The sequence below is a fragment of the Acinetobacter lanii genome (assembly GCF_011578285.1).
GTDB classification, from domain to species: domain Bacteria; phylum Pseudomonadota; class Gammaproteobacteria; order Pseudomonadales; family Moraxellaceae; genus Acinetobacter; species Acinetobacter lanii.
In genome coordinates this window covers 3,197,418-3,218,741 of sequence record NZ_CP049916.1, presented here as the reverse complement: position 1 = coordinate 3,218,741, position 21,324 = coordinate 3,197,418, and the positions used below count along the sequence as shown (strand labels likewise).

Annotated in this window: 13 protein-coding genes, 2 tRNA genes and 3 rRNA genes; 12 read left to right on the top strand and 6 right to left on the bottom strand. The window is 42.1% G+C overall.

The window, feature by feature from the left end:
• The first annotated feature begins 206 nt into the window (after positions 1–206).
• Positions 207–1,133, top strand: a complete 927-nt coding sequence (locus G8D99_RS14685) for a DMT family transporter (protein ID WP_166327150.1) — start codon at positions 207–209, stop codon at positions 1,131–1,133.
• A gap of 527 nt (positions 1,134–1,660) precedes the next feature.
• On the opposite strand, the gene G8D99_RS14680 is transcribed toward G8D99_RS14685, so the two are convergent.
• Genes G8D99_RS14680 through G8D99_RS14670 form a run of 3 tightly spaced genes read right to left on the bottom strand, consistent with a single transcriptional unit; the run spans position 1,661 to position 4,686 of the window.
• Positions 1,661–2,230, bottom strand: a complete 570-nt coding sequence (locus G8D99_RS14680; RefSeq protein WP_166327148.1) for an L-threonylcarbamoyladenylate synthase — start codon at positions 2,228–2,230, stop codon at positions 1,661–1,663.
• Positions 2,231–2,270: 40 nt separating this feature from the next.
• Entirely contained in the window at positions 2,271–3,488 is a 1,218-nt protein-coding gene (gene dprA, locus G8D99_RS14675; protein WP_166327146.1) for a DNA-processing protein DprA, read from the bottom strand.
• A 37-nt stretch (positions 3,489–3,525) separates the two neighbouring features.
• Positions 3,526–4,686 (bottom strand): LysM peptidoglycan-binding domain-containing protein, encoded by a 1,161-nt coding sequence (locus G8D99_RS14670; protein WP_166327144.1) that lies wholly within the window; start codon positions 4,684–4,686, stop codon positions 3,526–3,528.
• Between the two features lie 122 nt (positions 4,687–4,808).
• Here G8D99_RS14670 and def point away from each other — a divergent pair, with 122 nt between their 5' ends.
• Positions 4,809–5,339, top strand: a complete 531-nt coding sequence (gene def / locus G8D99_RS14665; protein WP_166327142.1) for a peptide deformylase — start codon at positions 4,809–4,811, stop codon at positions 5,337–5,339.
• Positions 5,340–5,442: 103 nt separating this feature from the next.
• Here the strand turns inward: def and G8D99_RS14660 are convergent, their stop codons facing one another.
• Positions 5,443–6,651: an oxygenase MpaB family protein gene (locus G8D99_RS14660; protein WP_166327140.1), complete on the bottom strand. Its 1,209-nt coding sequence runs from the start codon at positions 6,649–6,651 to the stop codon at positions 5,443–5,445.
• Positions 6,652–6,793: 142 nt separating this feature from the next.
• Here G8D99_RS14660 and G8D99_RS14655 point away from each other — a divergent pair, with 142 nt between their 5' ends.
• From G8D99_RS14655 to G8D99_RS14615, 9 genes are all read left to right on the top strand, one after another.
• Positions 6,794–7,396 carry a TetR/AcrR family transcriptional regulator gene (locus G8D99_RS14655; protein WP_166327138.1) on the top strand — a complete coding sequence of 201 codons (603 nt, stop codon included), beginning with the start codon at positions 6,794–6,796 and terminating at the stop codon, positions 7,394–7,396.
• 469 nt (positions 7,397–7,865) lie between these two features.
• Positions 7,866–9,402: ribosomal RNA gene (locus tag G8D99_RS14650) — 16S ribosomal RNA — on the top strand.
• A 61-nt stretch (positions 9,403–9,463) separates the two neighbouring features.
• A tRNA-Ile gene (locus G8D99_RS14645) sits at positions 9,464–9,540 on the top strand.
• Between the two features lie 73 nt (positions 9,541–9,613).
• Positions 9,614–9,689 (top strand) — tRNA-Ala (locus tag G8D99_RS14640).
• Between the two features lie 439 nt (positions 9,690–10,128).
• Positions 10,129–13,023 (top strand): 23S ribosomal RNA (locus tag G8D99_RS14635).
• Positions 13,024–13,221: 198 nt separating this feature from the next.
• A 5S ribosomal RNA gene (gene rrf / locus G8D99_RS14630) occupies positions 13,222–13,336 on the top strand.
• The 16S, 23S and 5S rRNA genes sit together here with 2 tRNA genes alongside, the layout of an rRNA operon.
• 866 nt (positions 13,337–14,202) lie before the next feature.
• Complete coding sequence (locus tag G8D99_RS14625; RefSeq protein WP_166327136.1) at positions 14,203–15,552, top strand: aromatic acid/H+ symport family MFS transporter; 1,350 nt, start codon at positions 14,203–14,205, stop codon at positions 15,550–15,552.
• Positions 15,553–16,140: 588 nt separating this feature from the next.
• Positions 16,141–17,010, top strand: coding sequence for an IS982 family transposase (locus G8D99_RS14620; RefSeq protein WP_166327134.1), 870 nt, complete (start codon positions 16,141–16,143; stop codon positions 17,008–17,010).
• A 348-nt stretch (positions 17,011–17,358) separates the two neighbouring features.
• On the top strand, positions 17,359–17,670 hold the full coding sequence (locus G8D99_RS14615; protein WP_166327132.1) for an ankyrin repeat domain-containing protein: 312 nt from the start codon (positions 17,359–17,361) through the stop codon (positions 17,668–17,670).
• A gap of 265 nt (positions 17,671–17,935) precedes the next feature.
• On the opposite strand, the gene G8D99_RS14610 is transcribed toward G8D99_RS14615, so the two are convergent.
• Positions 17,936–18,478, bottom strand: coding sequence for a type 1 glutamine amidotransferase domain-containing protein (locus G8D99_RS14610; protein ID WP_166327130.1), 543 nt, complete (start codon positions 18,476–18,478; stop codon positions 17,936–17,938).
• 273 nt (positions 18,479–18,751) lie between these two features.
• On the opposite strand from G8D99_RS14610, the gene G8D99_RS14605 reads away from it, so the two are divergent.
• The gene (locus G8D99_RS14605) at positions 18,752–19,969 is read left to right on the top strand and encodes an MFS transporter (protein WP_166327128.1); all 1,218 of its coding nucleotides are present in this window, start codon (positions 18,752–18,754) and stop codon (positions 19,967–19,969) included.
• 49 nt (positions 19,970–20,018) lie between these two features.
• Here the strand turns inward: G8D99_RS14605 and G8D99_RS14600 are convergent, their stop codons facing one another.
• A complete protein-coding gene (locus G8D99_RS14600; protein WP_227554334.1) occupies positions 20,019–21,038 on the bottom strand; it encodes an alpha/beta hydrolase in 1,020 nt (339 codons plus the stop codon).
• Between the last annotated feature and the right edge of the window lie 286 nt (positions 21,039–21,324).

Sequence of the window (21,324 nt, the reverse complement as noted above, 5' to 3'; positions counted from 1 at the left end):
TAGAAAAGTGTTTTAATGTGCAAGTGCTTTGATCCATGCTTTACATCGATTAGAGTCTAAGCGTAGGTACTTAAATTTTTATGCTTTTTGAAGCAATATCATCAGAGAAGCTTATACTGGACTCAGCGAATGAGTATCAAAAAAATCAAAGGAATGACTGAATCATTGGGCTCTATCCAGCAGGGTTGTAAAGGACAATAGAATAAATGAATGTAGAAACAAAACAGGTGTGGTGGGCATTCACTTTGCCTTTAATTGCGGTATTAATTTGGTCTTTAAATATTGCGATTACACGCTATGTAGCAGACTACATTTCGCCAGTCAGTATCAGTTTTTATCGTTGGTTTTTGGCGTTTGTTATTTTAACGCCGCTTATGTTGCCCAAAGTCTGGAAACAACGCGCGCTGATCAAAGCACATTGGCATCAATTGGCGGTACTCAGTGCCTGTGGCATGGTGCTGTATCAAGGCTTAGCTTATACCGCTGCACATTATACCAGTGCCACCAACATGGGCATCATCAATGCCTTTATTCCAGTATTTACCATCTTTATCTCGATGCTGATTTTGCACGAGATCCCCAATCGTTTTGCGGTGATCGGTAGCATTCTATCCTTTATTGGCCTGCTGTATTTAATCAGTCAGGGCAGTTGGGCAAGCTTGATGAATCTGGCCGGGCATTGGGGCGATGTGCTGATGGTCATTGCGGTGTTTTGCTATGCCTTCTATGGGGTGTTCTTTAAAAAGTGGCAGTTAAAAATTCCGCTTTTACTCAGCTTATATGTACAAATTGCTTTTGCCATCATGTTTCATTTGCCTTTTGTGATTGCTTTAGGGCTAGACCCAATCGATGCAGATAATTTCTCCAGTGTCTTATATGCCGGGATTTTCCCCTCACTGATTGCACCTTTGGTGTGGATGATGGCGGTGCAGTATTTAGGACCAAATCGCACCAGTATTTTTATGAATATCATGCCGATCACGACTGCAATGATCGCTTTTGTGTGGTTGAATGAAGCATGGACGGTCTATCACAGCATTGGCGGGGTGATTATCTTATTGGGCATTGCCTTAGCGCAGAAGAAATTGCTGCCTAAAGCCAAGGCAAATCAGGCTGAAAGGGTTATTGATTAAGTTAATTCTGAGGATAAAGCCTTAGACAGGGTTATAAAGACCGAATAGAAACAGATTTTGTTGAATATTTGAACGATTAAAAAATAATTCAAATTTTTTTTAAATATTTTGAGGCTGTGTACGTCTTGATAAGCAATTGATCAAAAAAGCCATTTTTATTTTTAATACGCGAAAATAAACACTTAATTATAACCGCTTTATTCAGATGTTTTTTATATGAGTCATTGTGTGATGCGGTTAGCATTTTTGTATGTTTGTGTAATCACTTTTTTTATTGCATAATATCAGCATAGCAAATAAAGACGTTGAGACATACGGTTTTATACAGCTTCCAGTTTTAAGAACCCTCTGGATGTGCTTTATACACATCCTTTTCAATGCTCAGCCAACCTATATATGGCTGAGCTTTTTTTTGTCTTTTATTTAAAGATTAAGCGTTAAAAACGCTTAATCTTGTGTGTATGGCTACCACTTTCAGCATTTGACTGAAATGAAAGCCTTAACGGATGGGTGTTGATCGCAGCAATTTATGCACGAATTACTTCACCGCTAACGGCATCAATAATTTTACTGGCATCTTGGCTTAAGCCTAAATCACCATTTAAATAATTCAATTCTGAACCAAAATATTGACTGACTTCTTGAATTGAACGCGCCGATGGTAATCCGGCAGGATTGGCACTGGTCGACACAATAAAACCATTAAAGGCATTACACAGTGCAATACATAGCGGATGGTTGGTCACGCGAACCGCCACTTTGGGGTGATTGCCTTTGATCCAATGTGGAATGGATTCATCGGCAGGAAGTAACCATGTGGTGGCACGTTCGCTCACACCTTGATTGCTCCAAGTGGCAATCACTTGTTCACGAATCTCAGGATCAAGATTTTTTAGTAAATGCTCAACTTGAGACACTTGCCCGGCCAATAAAATCACGCCTTTTTCAATCGGGCGTTGTTTCAAGCGTAAAATTTCTAAAAATGCAGACTCATTGAATGGGTCGCAACCTAAGCCCCATACTGCTTCTGTTGGATATGCAAGCACCTGACCTTGAGCTAGACATTGAGCAGCCTCGGCAACTGAGGTTGTAATCATGCGGATTCACCTTGGAAGACTAAAAATTCTATTGTGAACCTTAATGGCTTGGTCGGCAACGCAGATAAAGCCCATTCTGTTGAATTGCTAAGCCCATGAGTTCCAATTCCATTAAGGCACTGGTCAGTTCTGCCGCGTCTTGATCGAGGGTTGAGGCAAGCACATCTAAATCTTGTCCAATCCAATCGAGTTGTTGATACAACTTAAACAAATGCTCAGGCAGCTCCGGTTGAAAATCTAGACTTTGCGTCAGCAAGCTTGCTTGCACGACATTGGCCGTGGCTTGAGCGGTATGTGTATGTGTAGAAACAGAAGTATTCGGCTGTAATTGCGTTTCAAGGTTTTGATTGTGTTGCCATTGGGTCGGTAACGCTAAATCTTCAATAATCTGTTCAGGGTGATCCACCAATATTGCGCCTTCACGAATCAATTGATGGCAACCTTGATGGTATTCGCTGTAAATATGCCCCGGAATGGCAAAGGTGGTTTTACCTTGATTGGCAGCGGCTTGGGCGGTAATCAGTGAGCCACTGTCTAACTTGGCTTCAGCCACCAAAACACCTAAGCTTAGACCACTCACAATACGGTTTCGCCGTGGAAAATTGTGTTGTAGAGGTTTGGTCTCAGGTAAAAATTCGGAAATAATGGTGCCTGATTTTTGCAAGATTTGCGCTTGTAACTGCTGATTTTGGCTCGGGTAAACTTGATCCAGCCCTGTGCCGATCACCGCGATGGTGCGATGGTTCTTCAGCGCCCCCAAATGCGCAGCTTCATCGATGCCTTGTGCCAAACCACTGCTAATGAAAAAGCCTTTTTCACTCAGATAATAAGCAAAGTCGTAGGCGACTTGTTTGCCATGTGGACTGGGTTTGCGACTGCCGACAATGGCAATTTGGGGTTGACTTAAATTTTGCAACGCCCCTTTACCAAACAGAATCGGAGGACGATCGGCGTAAGGAAGCAATTGTTTGGGATAATACAGATCAGTATCAATTAAAATAAAATCGCTATGGCTTTGAATTTTATCGAGGCATTGTTGAAATTTAAATTGACCAGCATCTGTGTAGAATTCTTTGGCACGTTCCAAATGATTTTTATGCAGTTTTAAGCTGGGCCAATTGGCAATATTTTTCGGTTGAATTGCCTGCTGCGCAGAACCAAAATATTGAATCATTTTTTGAAAAGAAGACAACGAATGTTGAACGAGATACCAAAGTTTGATGTGATTCAAATGAACTTCAGAGATCTCATTCAACATAGTGTTTGTCCATAGTTAAACCCAAGCTTTAGCTTGATTAATTTTCTGCGATGGCAGGGGCTTGTACTGATGCACCGACTTTAATCGGCAATGAACTATCCAGTACATAGGCATAGCTGTATTGATCGAAAGTTTTGAAGATCATCAAATTACCAACACGTTGATTGGGCAACTTAATCGCTTCTTTGGTTTTCGGGTCACGCACCACTTCGCCTTGTTGGAAAATACTTAACACATGCCCAGTTTTTGCACCGTGCACTGCACCGCGATCGAGCGTCACCACGCTACGCTGTGCAGCTGTACCAATTGAGCCCATGACACGGACAATTTGACCACCTTCAACAATATCGTTGGTTGCGGTCGGGAAAAACAGACTTGGCAATTCTGGGTTATAACGTGGCAAGACATGATCACCACTGCGCACTTCAGCATTAAAGCTATCTGTGAGTTCTAAGGTGGTGACATCATTTTCGCTCGCAACCGCAGTGCCGGCTGCCACTTCCACCAATTCGACTGCTTTTACCACTTTCACTGGGCGTTTGCCGGTATGGTCGATGATGGTATACGGTTCAGACTCGCGGAACACGCCGTAATTCTGTCCAACCTCGATGCCATTCCCACGCACGTATACCGTTTGACCTTTGCCAGTAATCACACGATTATCCGCTGAACCTAAAATATAGGGCGTACTTTGAATCGACTCGGGTGACAAAATCAGACCATGATCCAGCCATTGTTCAATTTGTGACAGTGGAATGATCGGAATGGTGTTGTTGAGTGACTCGACACGTACTTGCGGTTGCAATGATGTCCCACCACGATGACGACGAATCACACCTTCACAGCCATCGCCTTCATCTTTACCAATCAGCGGGCGACCGTCCAAAGTACACAATAACAAGCGGTCACCTGGATAAATCCAGTGTGGGTTTTTCACATGACGATTGCTCGCCCAAATCTCTTTCCAACGCCAAGGGGATCTTAAAAATTTGCCTGAAATATCCCAAAGCGTATCGCCTTTTTTCACGATATACACATTCGGTGCACTGGCTTTTAAAGCAGGAGGTGTGTTGTTTGGACTGGCATGTATTATTTGAGTAGTGAACAGTCCAGCGCTCATGCAAATTGCCAGCGCAACACAGTGTTTTTTAAACCCCGAGGCACGTAAAGGAGGTGTGCCAGTGAAAAGCTTTTTCATTATCATAATTCCTAAAATTATGTATCTATTTGCGCTATAATACCTATATTACACGTATTATTTAATGAAGCACCCACTTCATTTAGTTTTTAAGATCAATGGCATAGCCAGTGAGGAGCAGCATGGCCTTATTACCTATTTTAAGTTTTCCTGATCCCCGTTTGCGTACCATTGCAAAACCTGTCGCTGAAGTAAATGACGAAATTCGTCAGCTTGCAGCAGACATGTTTGAAACCATGTATGAAGCGCCAGGTATTGGTCTAGCAGCAACGCAGGTCGATCATCATATTCAGCTGATTGTCATGGACTTGTCTGAAGATAAAAATCAACCGATGGTTTTTATTAACCCCAAAGTCACTCCATTAACGGAAGAAACTCAACCGTATGAAGAGGGCTGTTTATCTGTTCCTCAAATATACGATAAAGTTGAACGTCCGTCACGTGTGAAAATCAACGCACTTGGTCTAGATGGTAAAGCCTTTGAAATGGAAGCAGATGGCTTATTGGCGGTGTGTATTCAACATGAAATGGACCACTTAGATGGTAAGTTATTTGTGGACTATTTATCGCCTTTAAAACGTCAACGTGCGCGTGATAAGGTAGAGAAAATTACCCGTCAGCGTGAAAAGCAAAAAGTGCCTGTGAAGCGTTAATGCTGAACAGTTGCTTGATGTAGAGATCAAGCTTGAATCTGATCCAACATACAGCCCAATTTGATTGGGCTGTATTGTTTTTAAAATACGCATTTTTCAAGACTTACTGATGCATACTCGCCAATTGTTTGCCTGCATTCTTATACAGCTCTAGCGCATATTCTTGTTCGGCACGTCCTTTTTTCTGTAAATACTGATTTAAACGATCAATATGCTTTGCACTATTATAAATCACGGTATTTTTGGCCATCAGATAAAACGGATACCACGCCACAGGGCGAGTCTTTAAACCGAGATTTTTCATTTTTTTACGCCCTAAGAACAACTGGGTAATATCCAAATGGTTCTGGTAGGCTTTCTTTTGTAAGAAGCGATTAAAATGTTTGTATTCGCGTTCAAATGGTTCTTTCGACAAGCTCACGGCTAAAGCACGACTACTGTCATCTACTTGAGGGTGGGCATAGTTCATCCATTGTAATAGCTTCCATGCTTCTGGTTCTTTATCAATCAGCCATTGCTCACTCACGCCCATGAGCCAACCAGCATATTTCCAAAAATGCATGATCGCATCGACTTCGGCTTTATTGGGGAAAATGCCCAAGCCACGTATGCCTAATAACAGTACACCGCTAAAGGCCACATTGGTCAGTGCTTGGTCAAATTGATTAATTGGGATGCCCCAAGTGTCTGTATCCCACTCTTTAGATTTATTCAGTTGGTAACGTACTAATGAATGAATAAAGCGCACGAAAATGGTGGAAGTGAACCCCGCATTAAAACGGTCAAAGCTATTTTCTTGATTCACATCCAGCCACCATTTATGGGTTTCAGCCAAGCGTTTACCTGCATATTTGCTGAGGGCGCCTGTCAAAATTAGCGGTTGGTTAAAGCCCGGAAATTGATAACCGGTCATCAATGCGACATCTCGTAGTACAAAAGTGCTGTTAGCGCCCAAACGATGGGTAAATTGAATGGCGGTCTTCATCTTTTGTGGATCAAGCCATTCAGGCGGAGATTCCACCAGTTTAAAAAATGCAGTCAGTTCAGGAATCTCATGCGGTAAATGATCTAAACCTTGATACAGCGCTGTTTCAAAATATTTACGGTTTTGACGCGGGTTGGTCATCACCCAAGTCATTACTTTATCCATCGGTTCATCGCCTTGATACATACTGTCATTTAACGCTAGATATTCAGCGTAAGTGGGAATGAGGTTTTGATCAGTAAAACGATTCAGTAGTTTGGATAACAGATCACTTTGGCTCATCTTTTCAAACGAGGCCATACGTTTTGGAGTTTTTATATTTGACATGTTAATGCTCGCCTGATTATGGTTTAACCAAAGACTAATATGAATATTTATTCGCATTCAATTCGCATTTTTGTAATGAGTGACCAAGGGTTGAAACGATAAAAATAAACAGCCAAAACCAATGGCTATGAGATTAATGCCAATGAGAAAACAACCCCAACAACAACGCGCGAAACTGATTGTCGATACCATATTAGAAGCGACCCAACTTTGTGTGGCTGAAATGGGCTTAATGCAGGTGACCACACCGAAAATATCGGAAAAGTCAGGGGTCAGTGTCGGTTCGATTTATCAGTACTTTGAAAATAAAGATCAAATTATCTTGGAATTACTGCGCCGTAAAAGCGATCAATTGGGATTGACCTTAAAACAAATGGCGATGACCCAAGAACAGCTCAGTTTAAAAGAGTTGGTAACACTGAGTCTCCAATTCGGTTTTGATGTGATGCGAGAAGATAATGGTTTCTATATAGAAGTACTCAAACACTGGCATGGTTATAACCATTCTGAAGCCGCGCAAATTTTACAGAAGCATTTTGTCGAGCTTGGATTGTATGTATTTAACCGCTTTTATCCGCATTGGAATTTCGAAACGCTGAAACATAAATCATTTGTCATTATCAACAGTACCTTATTCACCATGATGCGCTATGTGAGTAATAATGATTTTCTTATTTCAGAACAACAACTTAAGAAAGAATTGAGTGCCATGATTTTGGCTTACTTAGAAAAAGAAAATGAATAATCAAATATTTTTAAAATAAATATTCATTATTTTTCAAATACTTAATATTTGTGTTGATTGTTAAGTAGGCATGCAGAATAATAATTTTTTAAAAAGGCTTGCAACCCCTCTGAAATCCTGTAGAATGCACATCCATCGGCGGTGATGAAGATTAAAACTTCTGATAAAACAGTGACTTAACTAAGATTGGTTGAGTTGGGTTTTAGAAAGAAAGTTTGAAAATAATTTGAATTACTGGTTGACTCTTTAGAGATTTAGAGTAATATAGCCGACCTAGCTTGATGCTGACGAAGCATTGAGAAGATCATTAAGAGATTATGAAGAACAACTTGTGTGGATTTTTACTGGTTGATTGATCGAAATTATTTTCATTGATTGATGGTAGAAATTACTCGAAGTTTATTTGAGAAATATTTGTCAGAAAATTGATGAGCCAAGATTGGCGCCCTTTAAGGCGCTAAGCAATATTAAACTGAAGAGTTTGATCATGGCTCAGATTGAACGCTGGCGGCAGGCTTAACACATGCAAGTCGAGCGGATGAAAGTAGCTTGCTACTGGATTCAGCGGCGGACGGGTGAGTAATGCTTAGGAATCTGCCCATTAATGGGGGACAACAGTTGGAAACGACTGCTAATACCGCATACGCCCTACGGGGGAAAGCAGGGGATCTTCGGACCTTGTGTTAATGGATGAGCCTAAGTCGGATTAGCTAGTTGGTGGGGTAAAGGCCTACCAAGGCGACGATCTGTAGCGGGTCTGAGAGGATGATCCGCCACACTGGGACTGAGACACGGCCCAGACTCCTACGGGAGGCAGCAGTGGGGAATATTGGACAATGGGGGCAACCCTGATCCAGCCATGCCGCGTGTGTGAAGAAGGCCTTTTGGTTGTAAAGCACTTTAAGCGAGGAGGAGGCTACTTTGGTTAATACCAGAGATAGTGGACGTTACTCGCAGAATAAGCACCGGCTAACTCTGTGCCAGCAGCCGCGGTAATACAGAGGGTGCGAGCGTTAATCGGATTTACTGGGCGTAAAGCGTGCGTAGGTGGCCAATTAAGTCAAATGTGAAATCCCCGAGCTTAACTTGGGAATTGCATTCGATACTGGTTGGCTAGAGTATGGGAGAGGATGGTAGAATTCCAGGTGTAGCGGTGAAATGCGTAGAGATCTGGAGGAATACCGATGGCGAAGGCAGCCATCTGGCCTAATACTGACACTGAGGTACGAAAGCATGGGGAGCAAACAGGATTAGATACCCTGGTAGTCCATGCCGTAAACGATGTCTACTAGCCGTTGGGGCCTTTGAGGCTTTAGTGGCGCAGCTAACGCGATAAGTAGACCGCCTGGGGAGTACGGTCGCAAGACTAAAACTCAAATGAATTGACGGGGGCCCGCACAAGCGGTGGAGCATGTGGTTTAATTCGATGCAACGCGAAGAACCTTACCTGGTCTTGACATACAGAGAACTTTCCAGAGATGGATTGGTGCCTTCGGGAACTCTGATACAGGTGCTGCATGGCTGTCGTCAGCTCGTGTCGTGAGATGTTGGGTTAAGTCCCGCAACGAGCGCAACCCTTTTCCTTATTTGCCAGCGGGTTAAGCCGGGAACTTTAAGGATACTGCCAGTGACAAACTGGAGGAAGGCGGGGACGACGTCAAGTCATCATGGCCCTTACGACCAGGGCTACACACGTGCTACAATGGTCGGTACAAAGGGTTGCTACCTAGCGATAGGATGCTAATCTCAAAAAGCCGATCGTAGTCCGGATTGGAGTCTGCAACTCGACTCCATGAAGTCGGAATCGCTAGTAATCGCGGATCAGAATGCCGCGGTGAATACGTTCCCGGGCCTTGTACACACCGCCCGTCACACCATGGGAGTTTGTTGCACCAGAAGTAGGTAGTCTAACCGCAAGGAGGACGCTTACCACGGTGTGGCCGATGACTGGGGTGAAGTCGTAACAAGGTAGCCGTAGGGGAACCTGCGGCTGGATCACCTCCTTAACGAAAGATTGACGATCGGTAAGAATCCACAACAAGTTGTTCTTCATGAAGATGTATCTGAGGGTCTGTAGCTCAGTTGGTTAGAGCACACGCTTGATAAGCGTGGGGTCACAAGTTCAAGTCTTGTCAGACCCACCACTATCTGACTAACGCAGTATGAAAATACTGAAGCGAACAGAACAGAAGATATATCGAATCTATATGATAAGCTGGGGACTTAGCTTAGTTGGTAGAGCGCCTGCTTTGCACGCAGGAGGTCAGGAGTTCGACTCTCCTAGTCTCCACCAAATTTTAAGATCAGAAAAGCACTGCTTTTCCTTAAAATTTAAGCGAGAAGTTATACTTCGAGCACTGAGTAAGCGATCAGTTGGTTAGATTATAGAAATTAGTAAGAAACTGCGTATAATGCGCGTCTTGTTAACTTCTGTGATTTATCACAGTTGCTACGCTCCGATGAGGACGTAGACAATCATTAACAGAATATATTTGAGTTGAAATTAATTGTTTAACTTATTCCAAAAGCGGAAACAAGAAATCGTAAGATTGATTGTTGAAGTGATTGAAATGAGAACTAGCGAAATTAACTGAATCAAGCGTTTTGGTATATGAATCTAATTGAAGCTGTACAGTGCTTAAATGCACAGACGCCAACTGTATGAGCGTGTTGAAAGACATGTTCTGTTGCTAACCCCGCTTGTAAGGGTTAACGACTGTTTGGGGTTGTATAGTCAAGTAATTAAGTGCATGTGGTGGATGCCTTGGCAGTCAGAGGCGATGAAAGACGTAATAGCCTGCGATAAGCTCCGGGGAGGCGGCAAATATCCTGTGATCCGGAGATTTCTGAATGGGGAAACCCACTTACCATAAGGTAGGTATTGCAACATGAATACATAGTGTTGCAAGGCGAACGAGGGGAAGTGAAACATCTCAGTACCCTTAGGAAAAGAAATCAATTGAGATTCCCTTAGTAGCGGCGAGCGAACGGGGAAAAGCCCATTAAGTCATATCAGTTTTAGTGGAATGCTCTGGGAAGTGCAACCATAGTGGGTGATAGTCCTGTACACGAAAGGGCTGATATGATGATGTCGAGTAGGGCGAGGCACGTGAAACCTTGTCTGAATATGGGGGGACCATCCTCCAAGGCTAAATACTCCTGACTGACCGATAGTGAACCAGTACCGTGAGGGAAAGGCGAAAAGAACCCCTGTGAGGGGAGTGAAATAGATCCTGAAACCGCATGCATACAAGCAGTGGGAGCCGACTTGTTCGGTGACTGCGTACCTTTTGTATAATGGGTCAGCGACTTACATTCAGTAGCAAGGTTAACCGCATAGGGGAGCCGTAGAGAAATCGAGTCTTAATAGGGCGTTTAGTTGCTGGGTGTAGACCCGAAACCAGGCGATCTATCCATGAGCAGGTTGAAGGTTGGGTAACACTAACTGGAGGACCGAACCCACTGTCGTTGAAAAGCCAGGGGATGACTTGTGGATAGGGGTGAAAGGCTAATCAAGCCTGGTGATAGCTGGTTCTCCCCGAAAGCTATTTAGGTAGCGCCTCGGACGAATACCATTGGGGGTAGAGCACTGTTTCGGCTAGGGGGTCATCCCGACTTACCAAACCGATGCAAACTCCGAATACCAATGAGTACTATCCGGGAGACAGACTGCGGGTGCTAACGTCCGTAGTCAAGAGGAAAACAATCCAGACCGCCAGCTAAGGCCCCAAAATTGTAGTTAAGTGGGAAACGATGTGGGAAGGCATAGACAGCTAGGAGGTTGGCTTAGAAGCAGCCACCCTTTAAAGAAAGCGTAATAGCTCACTAGTCGAGTCGGCCTGCGCGGAAGATGTAACGGGGCTAAAACTACATGCCGAAGCTGCGGATTTGCAATTTATTGCAAGTGGTAGGGGAGCGTTCTGTAAGCCGATGAAGGTGGATTGAGAAGTCTGCTGGAGGTATCAGAAGTGCGAATGCTGACGTGAGTAACGACAAAACGAGTGAAAAACTCGTTCGCTGAAAGACCAAGGGTTCCAGTCCAACGTTAATCGGGGCTGGGTGAGTCGACCCCTAAGGCGAGGCCGAAAGGCGTAGTCGATGGGAAATTGGTTAATATTCCAATACTTCTGTGTAATGCGATGAGAGGACGGAGAAGGTTAAGTCAGCCTGGCGTTGGTTGTCCAGGTGAAAGACAGTAGGCATGCATCTTAGGCAAATCCGGGGTGCTCTATGCTGAGAGTTGATAGCAAGCTGTACTTGTACAGCGAAGTGGCTGATACCATACTTCCAGGAAAAGTCTCTAAGCTTCAGTTACACAGGAATCGTACCCGAAACCGACACAGGTGGTCAGGTCGAGTAGACCAAAGCGCTTGAGAGAACTCTGCTGAAGGAACTAGGCAAAATGGTACCGTAACTTCGGGAGAAGGTACGCTGTCGACGGTGATGGAACTTGCTTCCTGAGCTATTGACAGCCACAGAAACCAGGCCCCTGCAACTGTTTATTAAAAACATAGCACTCTGCAAACACGAAAGTGGACGTATAGGGTGTGATGCCTGCCCGGTGCTGGAAGGTTAATTGATGGGGTTAGCGTAAGCGAAGCTCTTGATCGAAGCCCCAGTAAACGGCGGCCGTAACTATAACGGTCCTAAGGTAGCGAAATTCCTTGTCGGGTAAGTTCCGACCTGCACGAATGGCATAATGATGGGGGCGCTGTCTCCCAGCAGAGACTCAGTGAAATCGAATTCGCCGTGAAGATGCGGTGTACCCGCGGCTAGACGGAAAGACCCCGTGAACCTTTACTGCAGCTTGACATTGAACTTTGATCTTACTTGTGTAGGATAGGTGGGAGGCTTTGAAACTAGGACGCCAGTTCTAGTGGAGCCAATCTTGAAATACCACCCTGGTAATATTGAGGTTCTAACTCTGCTCCATGATCTGGAGCGAGGACCATGTCTGGTGGGTAGTTTGACTGGGGCGGTCTCCTCCTAAAGAGTAACGGAGGAGTACGAAGGTGCGCTCAGCGTGGTCGGAAATCACGCGTAGAGTATAAAGGCAAAAGCGCGCTTAACTGCGAGACCCACAAGTCGAGCAGGTACGAAAGTAGGTCTTAGTGATCCGGTGGTTCTGTATGGAAGGGCCATCGCTCAACGGATAAAAGGTACTCTGGGGATAACAGGCTGATACCGCCCAAGAGTTCATATCGACGGCGGTGTTTGGCACCTCGATGTCGGCTCATCTCATCCTGGGGCTGAAGCAGGTCCCAAGGGTATGGCTGTTCGCCATTTAAAGAGGTACGCGAGCTGGGTTTAGAACGTCGTGAGACAGTTCGGTCCCTATCTACCGTGGGCGTTGGAAATTTGAGAGGATCTGCTCCTAGTACGAGAGGACCAGAGTGGACGAACCTCTGGTGTACCGGTTGTGACGCCAGTCGCATCGCCGGGTAGCTATGTTCGGAAGGGATAACCGCTGAAAGCATCTAAGCGGGAAGCCTACCTCAAGATTAGATTTCCCTAGGACTATATGTCCTCTAAAGAGCCGTTGAAGACTACAACGTTGATAGGTTGGATGTGGAAGCATAGTGATATGTGAAGCTGACCAATACTAATTACTCGTGAGGCTTGACTATACAACACCCAAACAGTTGTTGTATAAAGCATCAGTTGATTCGATATTCTGCAAAACATCTTGATTTAGTGATCAAGCTAGTTAAACTAAGCAAACTTAATTCAATTCAAGTACTTCTGTTAATAACTCATTTGGTACAAAGTACGGCAAACACTGCAAAGCAGTTAGATAAGACCCGAACAAGTCCATAAACAGTTGTGCTGGCGACAATAGCAAGAGTGAACCACCTGATCCCTTCCCGAACTCAGAAGTGAAACCTCTTAGCGCTGATGGTAGTGTGGGGTTACCCATGTGAGAGTAAGTCATCGCCAGCTCATTAATTCGAAAACACCCTGATCAAGCATCAGGGTGTTTTTTTATGCGTGAATTAAATCAACATAAAGATGAAAGAAAAAACCAAGCTTAAACTCAACGTCTAAGCTTAAACAAAAGCTAATATTTAATTAAAACGATCTTGTATGCGTTAATCTCGTTATAATAACAAGGCTATTTTCATTCAGATCCGTTAGTTAAGCGGTAGAATTGGTTTAATAAACTTAATTTTCAATATTTTCCACAAATTCATCTGTTTTTGTTTATAAAATTAAGCCGATTTGATGTTCACAATATCTAAATGTATTTAATTAATGATTGACTGAAGACACCATTGATCTAGTCCTATTGGGCTATTTGGAAGAATAAATTTGGCCATAAAAAACAATTACGCTTGAGTGTTATATATTAATTATTCTTCACTATGAATATTAAATAAGCGATATTTGAATAGAATAAAGATAATTAAACCAGCATTACAAAATATTATATTTAATTTAAATCCTATATTAATCGTTATTAAGTCTTAATTTCTTTATATGATTTAAATTTTGATTGTTTTACAGACTTAAATCATTTTTTCATTCTATGAGCAATAGTCACCATCCAATAATTTGAACATTAAAAACTGATATTTAATGATTTAATACCTCCTGAATTATTGAATTTAATGCCATTCAAAAGTTGAAAAATATCATTAAATTTTTATGTTAAATATTATTAATAAACAATTGCTTATAAGTAAATTTTCTGTCCATCTTTAGTCTTATAGCGATGCTATAGAACATTCATTTACTCTGCTGAAATACGCATCAAACTACAAAAATAGTGTGATTGTTAAGACATGCTTAAATGGAGACAAGCATTGATGAATGTGGAAACAATGAATGTAAATAAGATTATTGATCATGCGAAATTTACCTCTTTCCATTTTAAGGTGGTGGCATGGTGTTTATTGATTATTCTTTTTGACGGTTATGATTTAGCAATTAATGGTGTGGTATTACCCCTATTGATGCAGGAGTGGGGATTATCCGCAGTTCAAGCTGGGATGCTGGCAAGTACCGCTTTGGCAGGTATGATGTTTGGGGCGATGATTTTCGGTTCTTTGGCCGATAAGATTGGTCGTAAGAAAGTCATTATGATCTGTATTGTGTTGTTCAGCGGTCTGACCTTTGCCGGTGGATTTGCTTCAAATCCGACTGAATTTGGCATTCTACGTTTCTTGGCAGGCTTAGGGATTGGCGGTGTGATGCCGAACTTAGTCGCGTTGACCTCGGAATATGCACCTGCAACCAAACGCAGCACCTTAGTGACCACCATGTTTAGTGGTTATGCGGTGGGTGGTGTAATGGCTGCACTTTTGGGTGCGCAATTTACCCCAAATTTTGGTTGGGAAATCATGTTCTTTATTGCGGGCATTCCACTGTTTTTATTGCCTGTGATCTGGAAGTTTTTACCTGAATCTTTAACATTCATTGTGCAGCAGAGTAAACATGCTGAAGCGCGTGAAATTGTGCGTCGTCTAGCGCCTGAAGTTAAAATTTCTGAACAGACTGAATTTGAGCTGAATAAAGTTGAAGTGCCTGAGTCTGCAAGTGTTGTGAGCTTGTTTAAACGTGGTCGTATGGCGAATACCTTATTGTTCTGGGTTGCATTCTTCACTTGTCTTTTAACCATGTATGCACTGAGCAGTTGGTTGCCAAAGTTAATGATGGCAGCAGGTTACTCGATGAATAATAGCCTGATGTTCATGCTTGCGATGAATATGGGTGCGGTTGTTGGAATCGTGGGTGGTGGTGTTCTTGCAGATCGTTTCCATTTAAAACCTGTCTTGATGTGTTTAGGCATCATGGGTGCAATCGTGATGAGTTTAATGGGCTTTAACCCTCCGCAAGCTGTATTGTATGTATTGGTATTCTTGGCGGGTGCTGCGTCTATTGGTTCGCAAATGTTGTTGTATAGCTATGTGGCGCAGTACTATCCATTGGCGGTGCGTTCGACTGGGATCGGTTGGTCATCTGCGATTGGTCGTATGGGTGCGATTGTGGGGCCAATTTTGATAGGTGCGCTTTTGGGCATGAGTTTACCTGCGTATATTAACTTTATGGTGGTGGGTTTACCTGTATTGATTACCGCAATTGCGGTTGCGTTAATTGCTCGTGAAGATGAGCCTGAGCAGATTGGTATTGTAAAGCCAGCAATTGCTAAAGCTTAAATTTAGATTGTTTTAAAGAGCCTCTATAAGGGGGCTTTTTATTTTCTTTAAATGCTGATAAATATTTAAAATTATTAGAAATTTTAATATATTGAAGAATGATTATGGATTTATCGAAGAAATTGCTCACATGGTTAATTTTTTTATTAATTATTTTTGGGTGGTGTGGTTTTGTATATGAGTGCTCATATTTTCAGGCTTTGCATGAGAATGCCGTGAGTTTCCTAAGTTTACGCCACTACATTTTAAGTGGATTTTACCAAGTTGGCGTTCTAGTTTTTATACTGATGATCATAAGTCATTTTAGTAAATTTTTTAGTAAAGACATTGATAAAGACGATTGGGATCTGATTAACAAACGTTTAGAAAATACGGAACTCAATAATGAAATTTGGTCGGCTCGACTAGCTTTTATAATTTCTATAATTTATTGGGTTGCATCAACTTTCGATACATATGTTTTCTCTGAATCTAAAATTTATGTTAATTACTTATTTAACCTGAATCGCGGATAAAAATTGACTTGAAAAATAGAAGGACTAGAGCCATCAGTTGAGTTACCACACAAAACTCACAACTCTAGTCCCGATGTTTAATAGTACCGAATTATTCTGCTTAATTGATGATTTCTTTCTCAAATTTGAAGCAACCTATTGGAATTTTCTTAAGCAAAGTAATCGTTCCTTAAGAATCAGAACTGCTCATTTAACCATTTCAGAAATCTGTTTTATCGCGATCTGGTATAAATGTTCTCATTTCAATAATTTCAAAGCATTTTTCATTTGGTTAAAAGAAGATAAAAACCATTTATTTAAGTATTTGCCTTGCTATCAAAGGATGATTCATCTGATCAATATGCACCAATTGGCTCTACACGCTTTACATGTGGTGCTGATGAAAGACCAAGGTACACAATATTTATGGATTGATTCAACGCTTTTGCCAGTTTGTAAAAATCAACGTATTCAACGCCATAAATCTTTAGCTAAAATTGCATCTCGTGGTAAAAGTTCAATGGGCTGGTTTTATGGCTGTAAATTGCACATTGCAATGAACCAATTTGGGGAAATTGCTTGTTCTGCTTTATCGAATGGACATGTTGCTGACATAAAAATGGTTGAGAGACTCGTTAAAGAGATGGAAGCAAAGTTGTATGGAGATCGTGGCTATATTAGTCAAGAACTGAAGATTAGATTAAAAGAGCAAGGCATTGATTTAATTACCTATCATCGAAAAAATATGCAGGCTATACAACTTTCTGAGTCAGATAAATATCACTTAAAACAGCGCAATAAGATAGAGACTTTATTCAGTTTATTGAAAGGTCAGTACAATTTAGTGACAAGCAAAGCACGTAGTGTTCATGGATTTCTAGGAGGGATTTACGCGTCCTTGTGTGCATATCAACTGATCCATAAAAATAAGCCAACAATTCAAATTATGGAGTCATCGGCTTAAACAGGATTCGGGTTATTTATTATATTTATAGTAAGTTCATTTTTTATTATACCTTTACTTAAAGCCAATAAATCTTCAATATCAACATTACTAATATTTTATGTTATTTCTATAAGTTTTGTATTTTCAGCAGGTGCAATCGGTCAGGCTAAGTCGGCTCTCATGAATAATTTAAATAAAGGGTTAATCAGAAACGATTCTATCGTGTATATAGAACTAGATCAAAATGGCAAAAAAAATATTCTTGCGAAGCCCATTAAATTTCCTAAAATTATTGAAAATGTAATTTCAAATTTTGAATATTAATTATATTGAATTCACTTTTTAGTATGGTCAAAGGCAAAAAATATGAAACTCAACTCATTCTCCCCAATCCCTGAAGATGATGAAGAACTGCATCTTCCTGAACTTGTGTACTGGGCATCCCTTGGTGAAGTCGAAGAAGTTGAAAAACTTTTAGCGCAAGGTATAGACGTCAATCAAACCGATGACGAAGGCTATAGTGCACTCCAAGCGGCTGCTGAAAACGACAATTTAGAGGTTGTAAAGTTACTTGTAGCGAAAGGTGCAAATGTCGCTTACGAAGGCGAGTATACGGCATTACAACTTGCTGAAATGGCAGGTAATAGTGCAGTGGTAGATTACTTAAAATCACTATAAGTTGATTCAGTGCTGAGTTTAACTTGGCGTTGAAAATACGAATTTTAAATAAAGAAAAGCCCATCTTCCTGATGGGCTTTTCTTCGTATCGGTTGGTTAGATTTGACTCCTGTCTAATCTCACGCTCCTGGTGCTCAAACGTTTTATTGTTGTTTTCTGTTTGGGAAACTTCCTGTCTCCTGATGATTAAAGAATAGTAAAAAAATCGAAGTCCGAAAAGCAGCTAAAAGTAGCTATGCATGTAAGCATATACGTACAAAATGACTTAAGTGCCTAATTCTTTAAGAATGGCCTGATTAAAGGCCGGAATATCATCTGGATTACGTGAAGTAATCAGTGGCCAATCATTGGTATTGCAACGATGGACTTCTTCATCCACCCATTTTCCACCGGCATTTTCCAAGTCCAATCGAATGCTGTGATAGGAAGTTAAGTTTTTATCTTTGATGCGTTCTGCATTAATCAGCACCCAAGGCGCATGGCAAATGGCCGCAATGGGTTTATGGTTGTCAGTGAAGTACTGAATGATTTTTTGTGCGTCGGTATTGATGCGTAGGGTATCCGCATTTACCGTGCCACCCGGAATGACCAAAATGTCGTAATCCTGATATGCGACTTGAGCCAAACTGGTATGTGGGGTGCGTTTACTGGCAGGTTCTTTATCGGACTTTACCGTTTGTACATCTTCATTTTTTTCGGCGGCATGAATCACCTCAATCCCTTTAGACTGCAAAAATTCAAAGGGTTTAATCAGTTCATCCTGTTCTATGCCTTGGTTCGAGGTAATAAATAAGGCTTTTTTCGACATGTCGTACACCTTTTATTTGTTTTTAAATGAATAAATAACTTAGCAATGACCATGGGTGCGCTGTGTAAGTTTTTGAATATGCTTTGTGAAAATAATTCAACAGGCTCATGAAAAGCGGAAGCCGAGTCTTTTATTTTCAAGCATATTTACGCATAATTGACGATCTTAAAAGCTTAAAATTGACCGAATTTCAAAATATCTCGATGCCGAGTCTCCGCACAGAAATGGGCGTATAATCCAAAATCTTCCCCCAAAAATATCCTCGAATTGTGTATGTCTGACCGCTACATCAGCTATGGAACCAAGCCATTCTACGCGATTTTACTGTGCTTATTTCTGGCAGGCTTTGCGGTGTTTTCGTCGTTGTATTGCGTACAACCGATGATGCCGATTTTTGCGCAGTTCTTTGCAGTGACACCCACGCATAGTAGCTTTCCATTGTCGTTTCCGACCAGTGCTTTGGCGGTTGGATTACTGTTTGCAGGATTGATTTCAGACCGTTATGGGCGCAAGCAGGTGATGGTGATTTCACTTTTTTCGACTGCAAGTTTACTGATTTTGAGCTCTCGACTGGCGATTTGGGAAGTGTTCTTAATCACCCGCATGTTGATCGGGCTTGCGGTGAGTGGCGTGGCATCGGTGGCGATGACCTATATCGGGGAAGAAGTCGCTGCTAAAGATGTGGGCTTTGCCATGGGACTGTACATTTCAGGCACAGCGATTGGTGGGATGAGCGGGCGTGTGATTGCAGGGGTGCTGATTGACAGTATGTCTTGGCAAACTGCCATGCTGATGATTGGGCTATTGAATCTGAGTATTGCCACGATTTTCTATTTTAAACTGCCTAATTCCAAACATTTTAAAGCCTATCCAATTCGTTTTGATCGCTTTAAACAATCCTTTATCAAGAACTTTGAAGACCCTAAATTACGGCTACTGTTTGCACAAGGTTTTATTTTGATGGGCTGCTTTGTCACGGTGTTTAACTATATGAGTTATCACCTGTTGGAACAGCCTTTTGAATTGTCACAGGCATGGATTGGACTGATTTCGATTGCTTATCTGTCTGGGATCTATAGTTCACCACGCGCTGCCGCATGGTCACAGAAGTTTGGTCGAGGTAAGGTGTTACAGGCAATGCTCTGTAGCATGATTTTGGGGCTATGGATCATGTTGATTCCATCGCTGACTTTTGTCTTGATTGGACTGCTGATTTTCACCTTTTCCTTTTTTGCCGCGCATTCCACCTCAAGCAGTTGGGTCTCGGTACATTCCTTGCAATATCGTGCAGTGGGTTCAGCCCTGTATTTATTTTTTTACTACCTCGGTTCAAGTGTGCTCGGTAGTAGCAGTGGGCTGATTTGGGAAGCCTTTGGTTGGTTAGGCTTAACCCTCTGTATTAGTTTCATTTTAGGCGTTGGAGTTGCGATTGCATATAAGCTCAACAGCATGCCTAGTGAATCTCGCTTGGATTCAACATCCGATCAGTAAACAGCGCTCCAATGACCTATCCAATTGCTGATCTATCGGATGGATTATTCTATTTTAGATTTTTTTGAATAAAGGCAATGCTACTGGCACGCAGTTGGTCGAGGGCTTGTTTCTCAACAGGATAATGCCCACCTTGAGGCAAAAGCACGGTTTGATGCGGCACACTGAGACGTTTCATGACGTCCTGACTCAGCTCAAGCGGTGTCCAATGGTCTTCGGCAGGTTGGGTCAACAGAACCGGGCACTGTACAAATGCTGAAATATGATAAGGCGGAGTGTAATTCATATAACTGTCTAAGAACTTGATGGGCATGGTATTGCCGGCCGAAGTTTTATCATTCAGCATGATTTTTAAAGCTTTTGGGTCATTGGTCAGTTTTGACATTTTCGACACCAAAGACATGGGTACAGGCACACTGCCAAAAGGCGTTTTTGCAGTGATTTTCATACCGGGCAATAACACCGGACTCAGTGGGCTAAAACGCATGATGCCTTTTTTAACGTCTATATCTTGCTGATTTAAAAAGGTCATCCCTATGATGCCTTTAACATGTTTGTTTTGCATCGCGACATGCAAGGTCAGCATGCCCCCTGCGGAAAGCCCGTACAGAAAAATAGGACGATTGTCTTTTTGTGCTTCAGCATCGACAAAGTCACTGACCAATTTAACCCAGTCGTCATAGCGAATTTTACTTTTAGCCGGATATTGGGTCATTCCATAACCGGGCAAGTCGAGTGCCATGGTTTCATAACCCGCTTGTGCCAAAGGTTGACCCAGCACCAAACTCATTTGGCGACCATTGGTGCCCACCCCATGCAATAAAATCACTTTGGCAGGGGCATTGGGACGACGGTAGTAATCGACATGCACTTGGTTATTTTGCCATTGCCAAAAGTATTCTTCAGGAATGGCGGCGGAAGTGAGCCATTGATACTCAAGCGGAAACTGTTTTTGCAATTGTTTCCATGCGTCTTGCTCAGCATAAGACTTTTCTTTTGGGGGATTGCCCCATGCAAAGGATTGCAGCAGTAGCATCAATGAAACCAAAAAACCTTTAAATATGCGCATCTCGATCACCTTATTGTTGTTTTGTTTTCAGCCTAATCAGGACGAGCTGAGGATGAAATATCCGAAATGACGCGAGGGGTAATATTTAAGTCAATTTCATCACATTTCTGCTGGCTAGCGGCATGATTTTAAAAGATCTTCTCACTGCGATGAAAGCAATTCCATTGGTCGGAATATTGAGGATATTCACAAAAGCAACACATCAAAAAGGGTGCATCGATTTCAATACGCTATAAATGACAATGTTAAGACTTTATTTTAGTGTGTTTTTTAATCAAGCAAGATG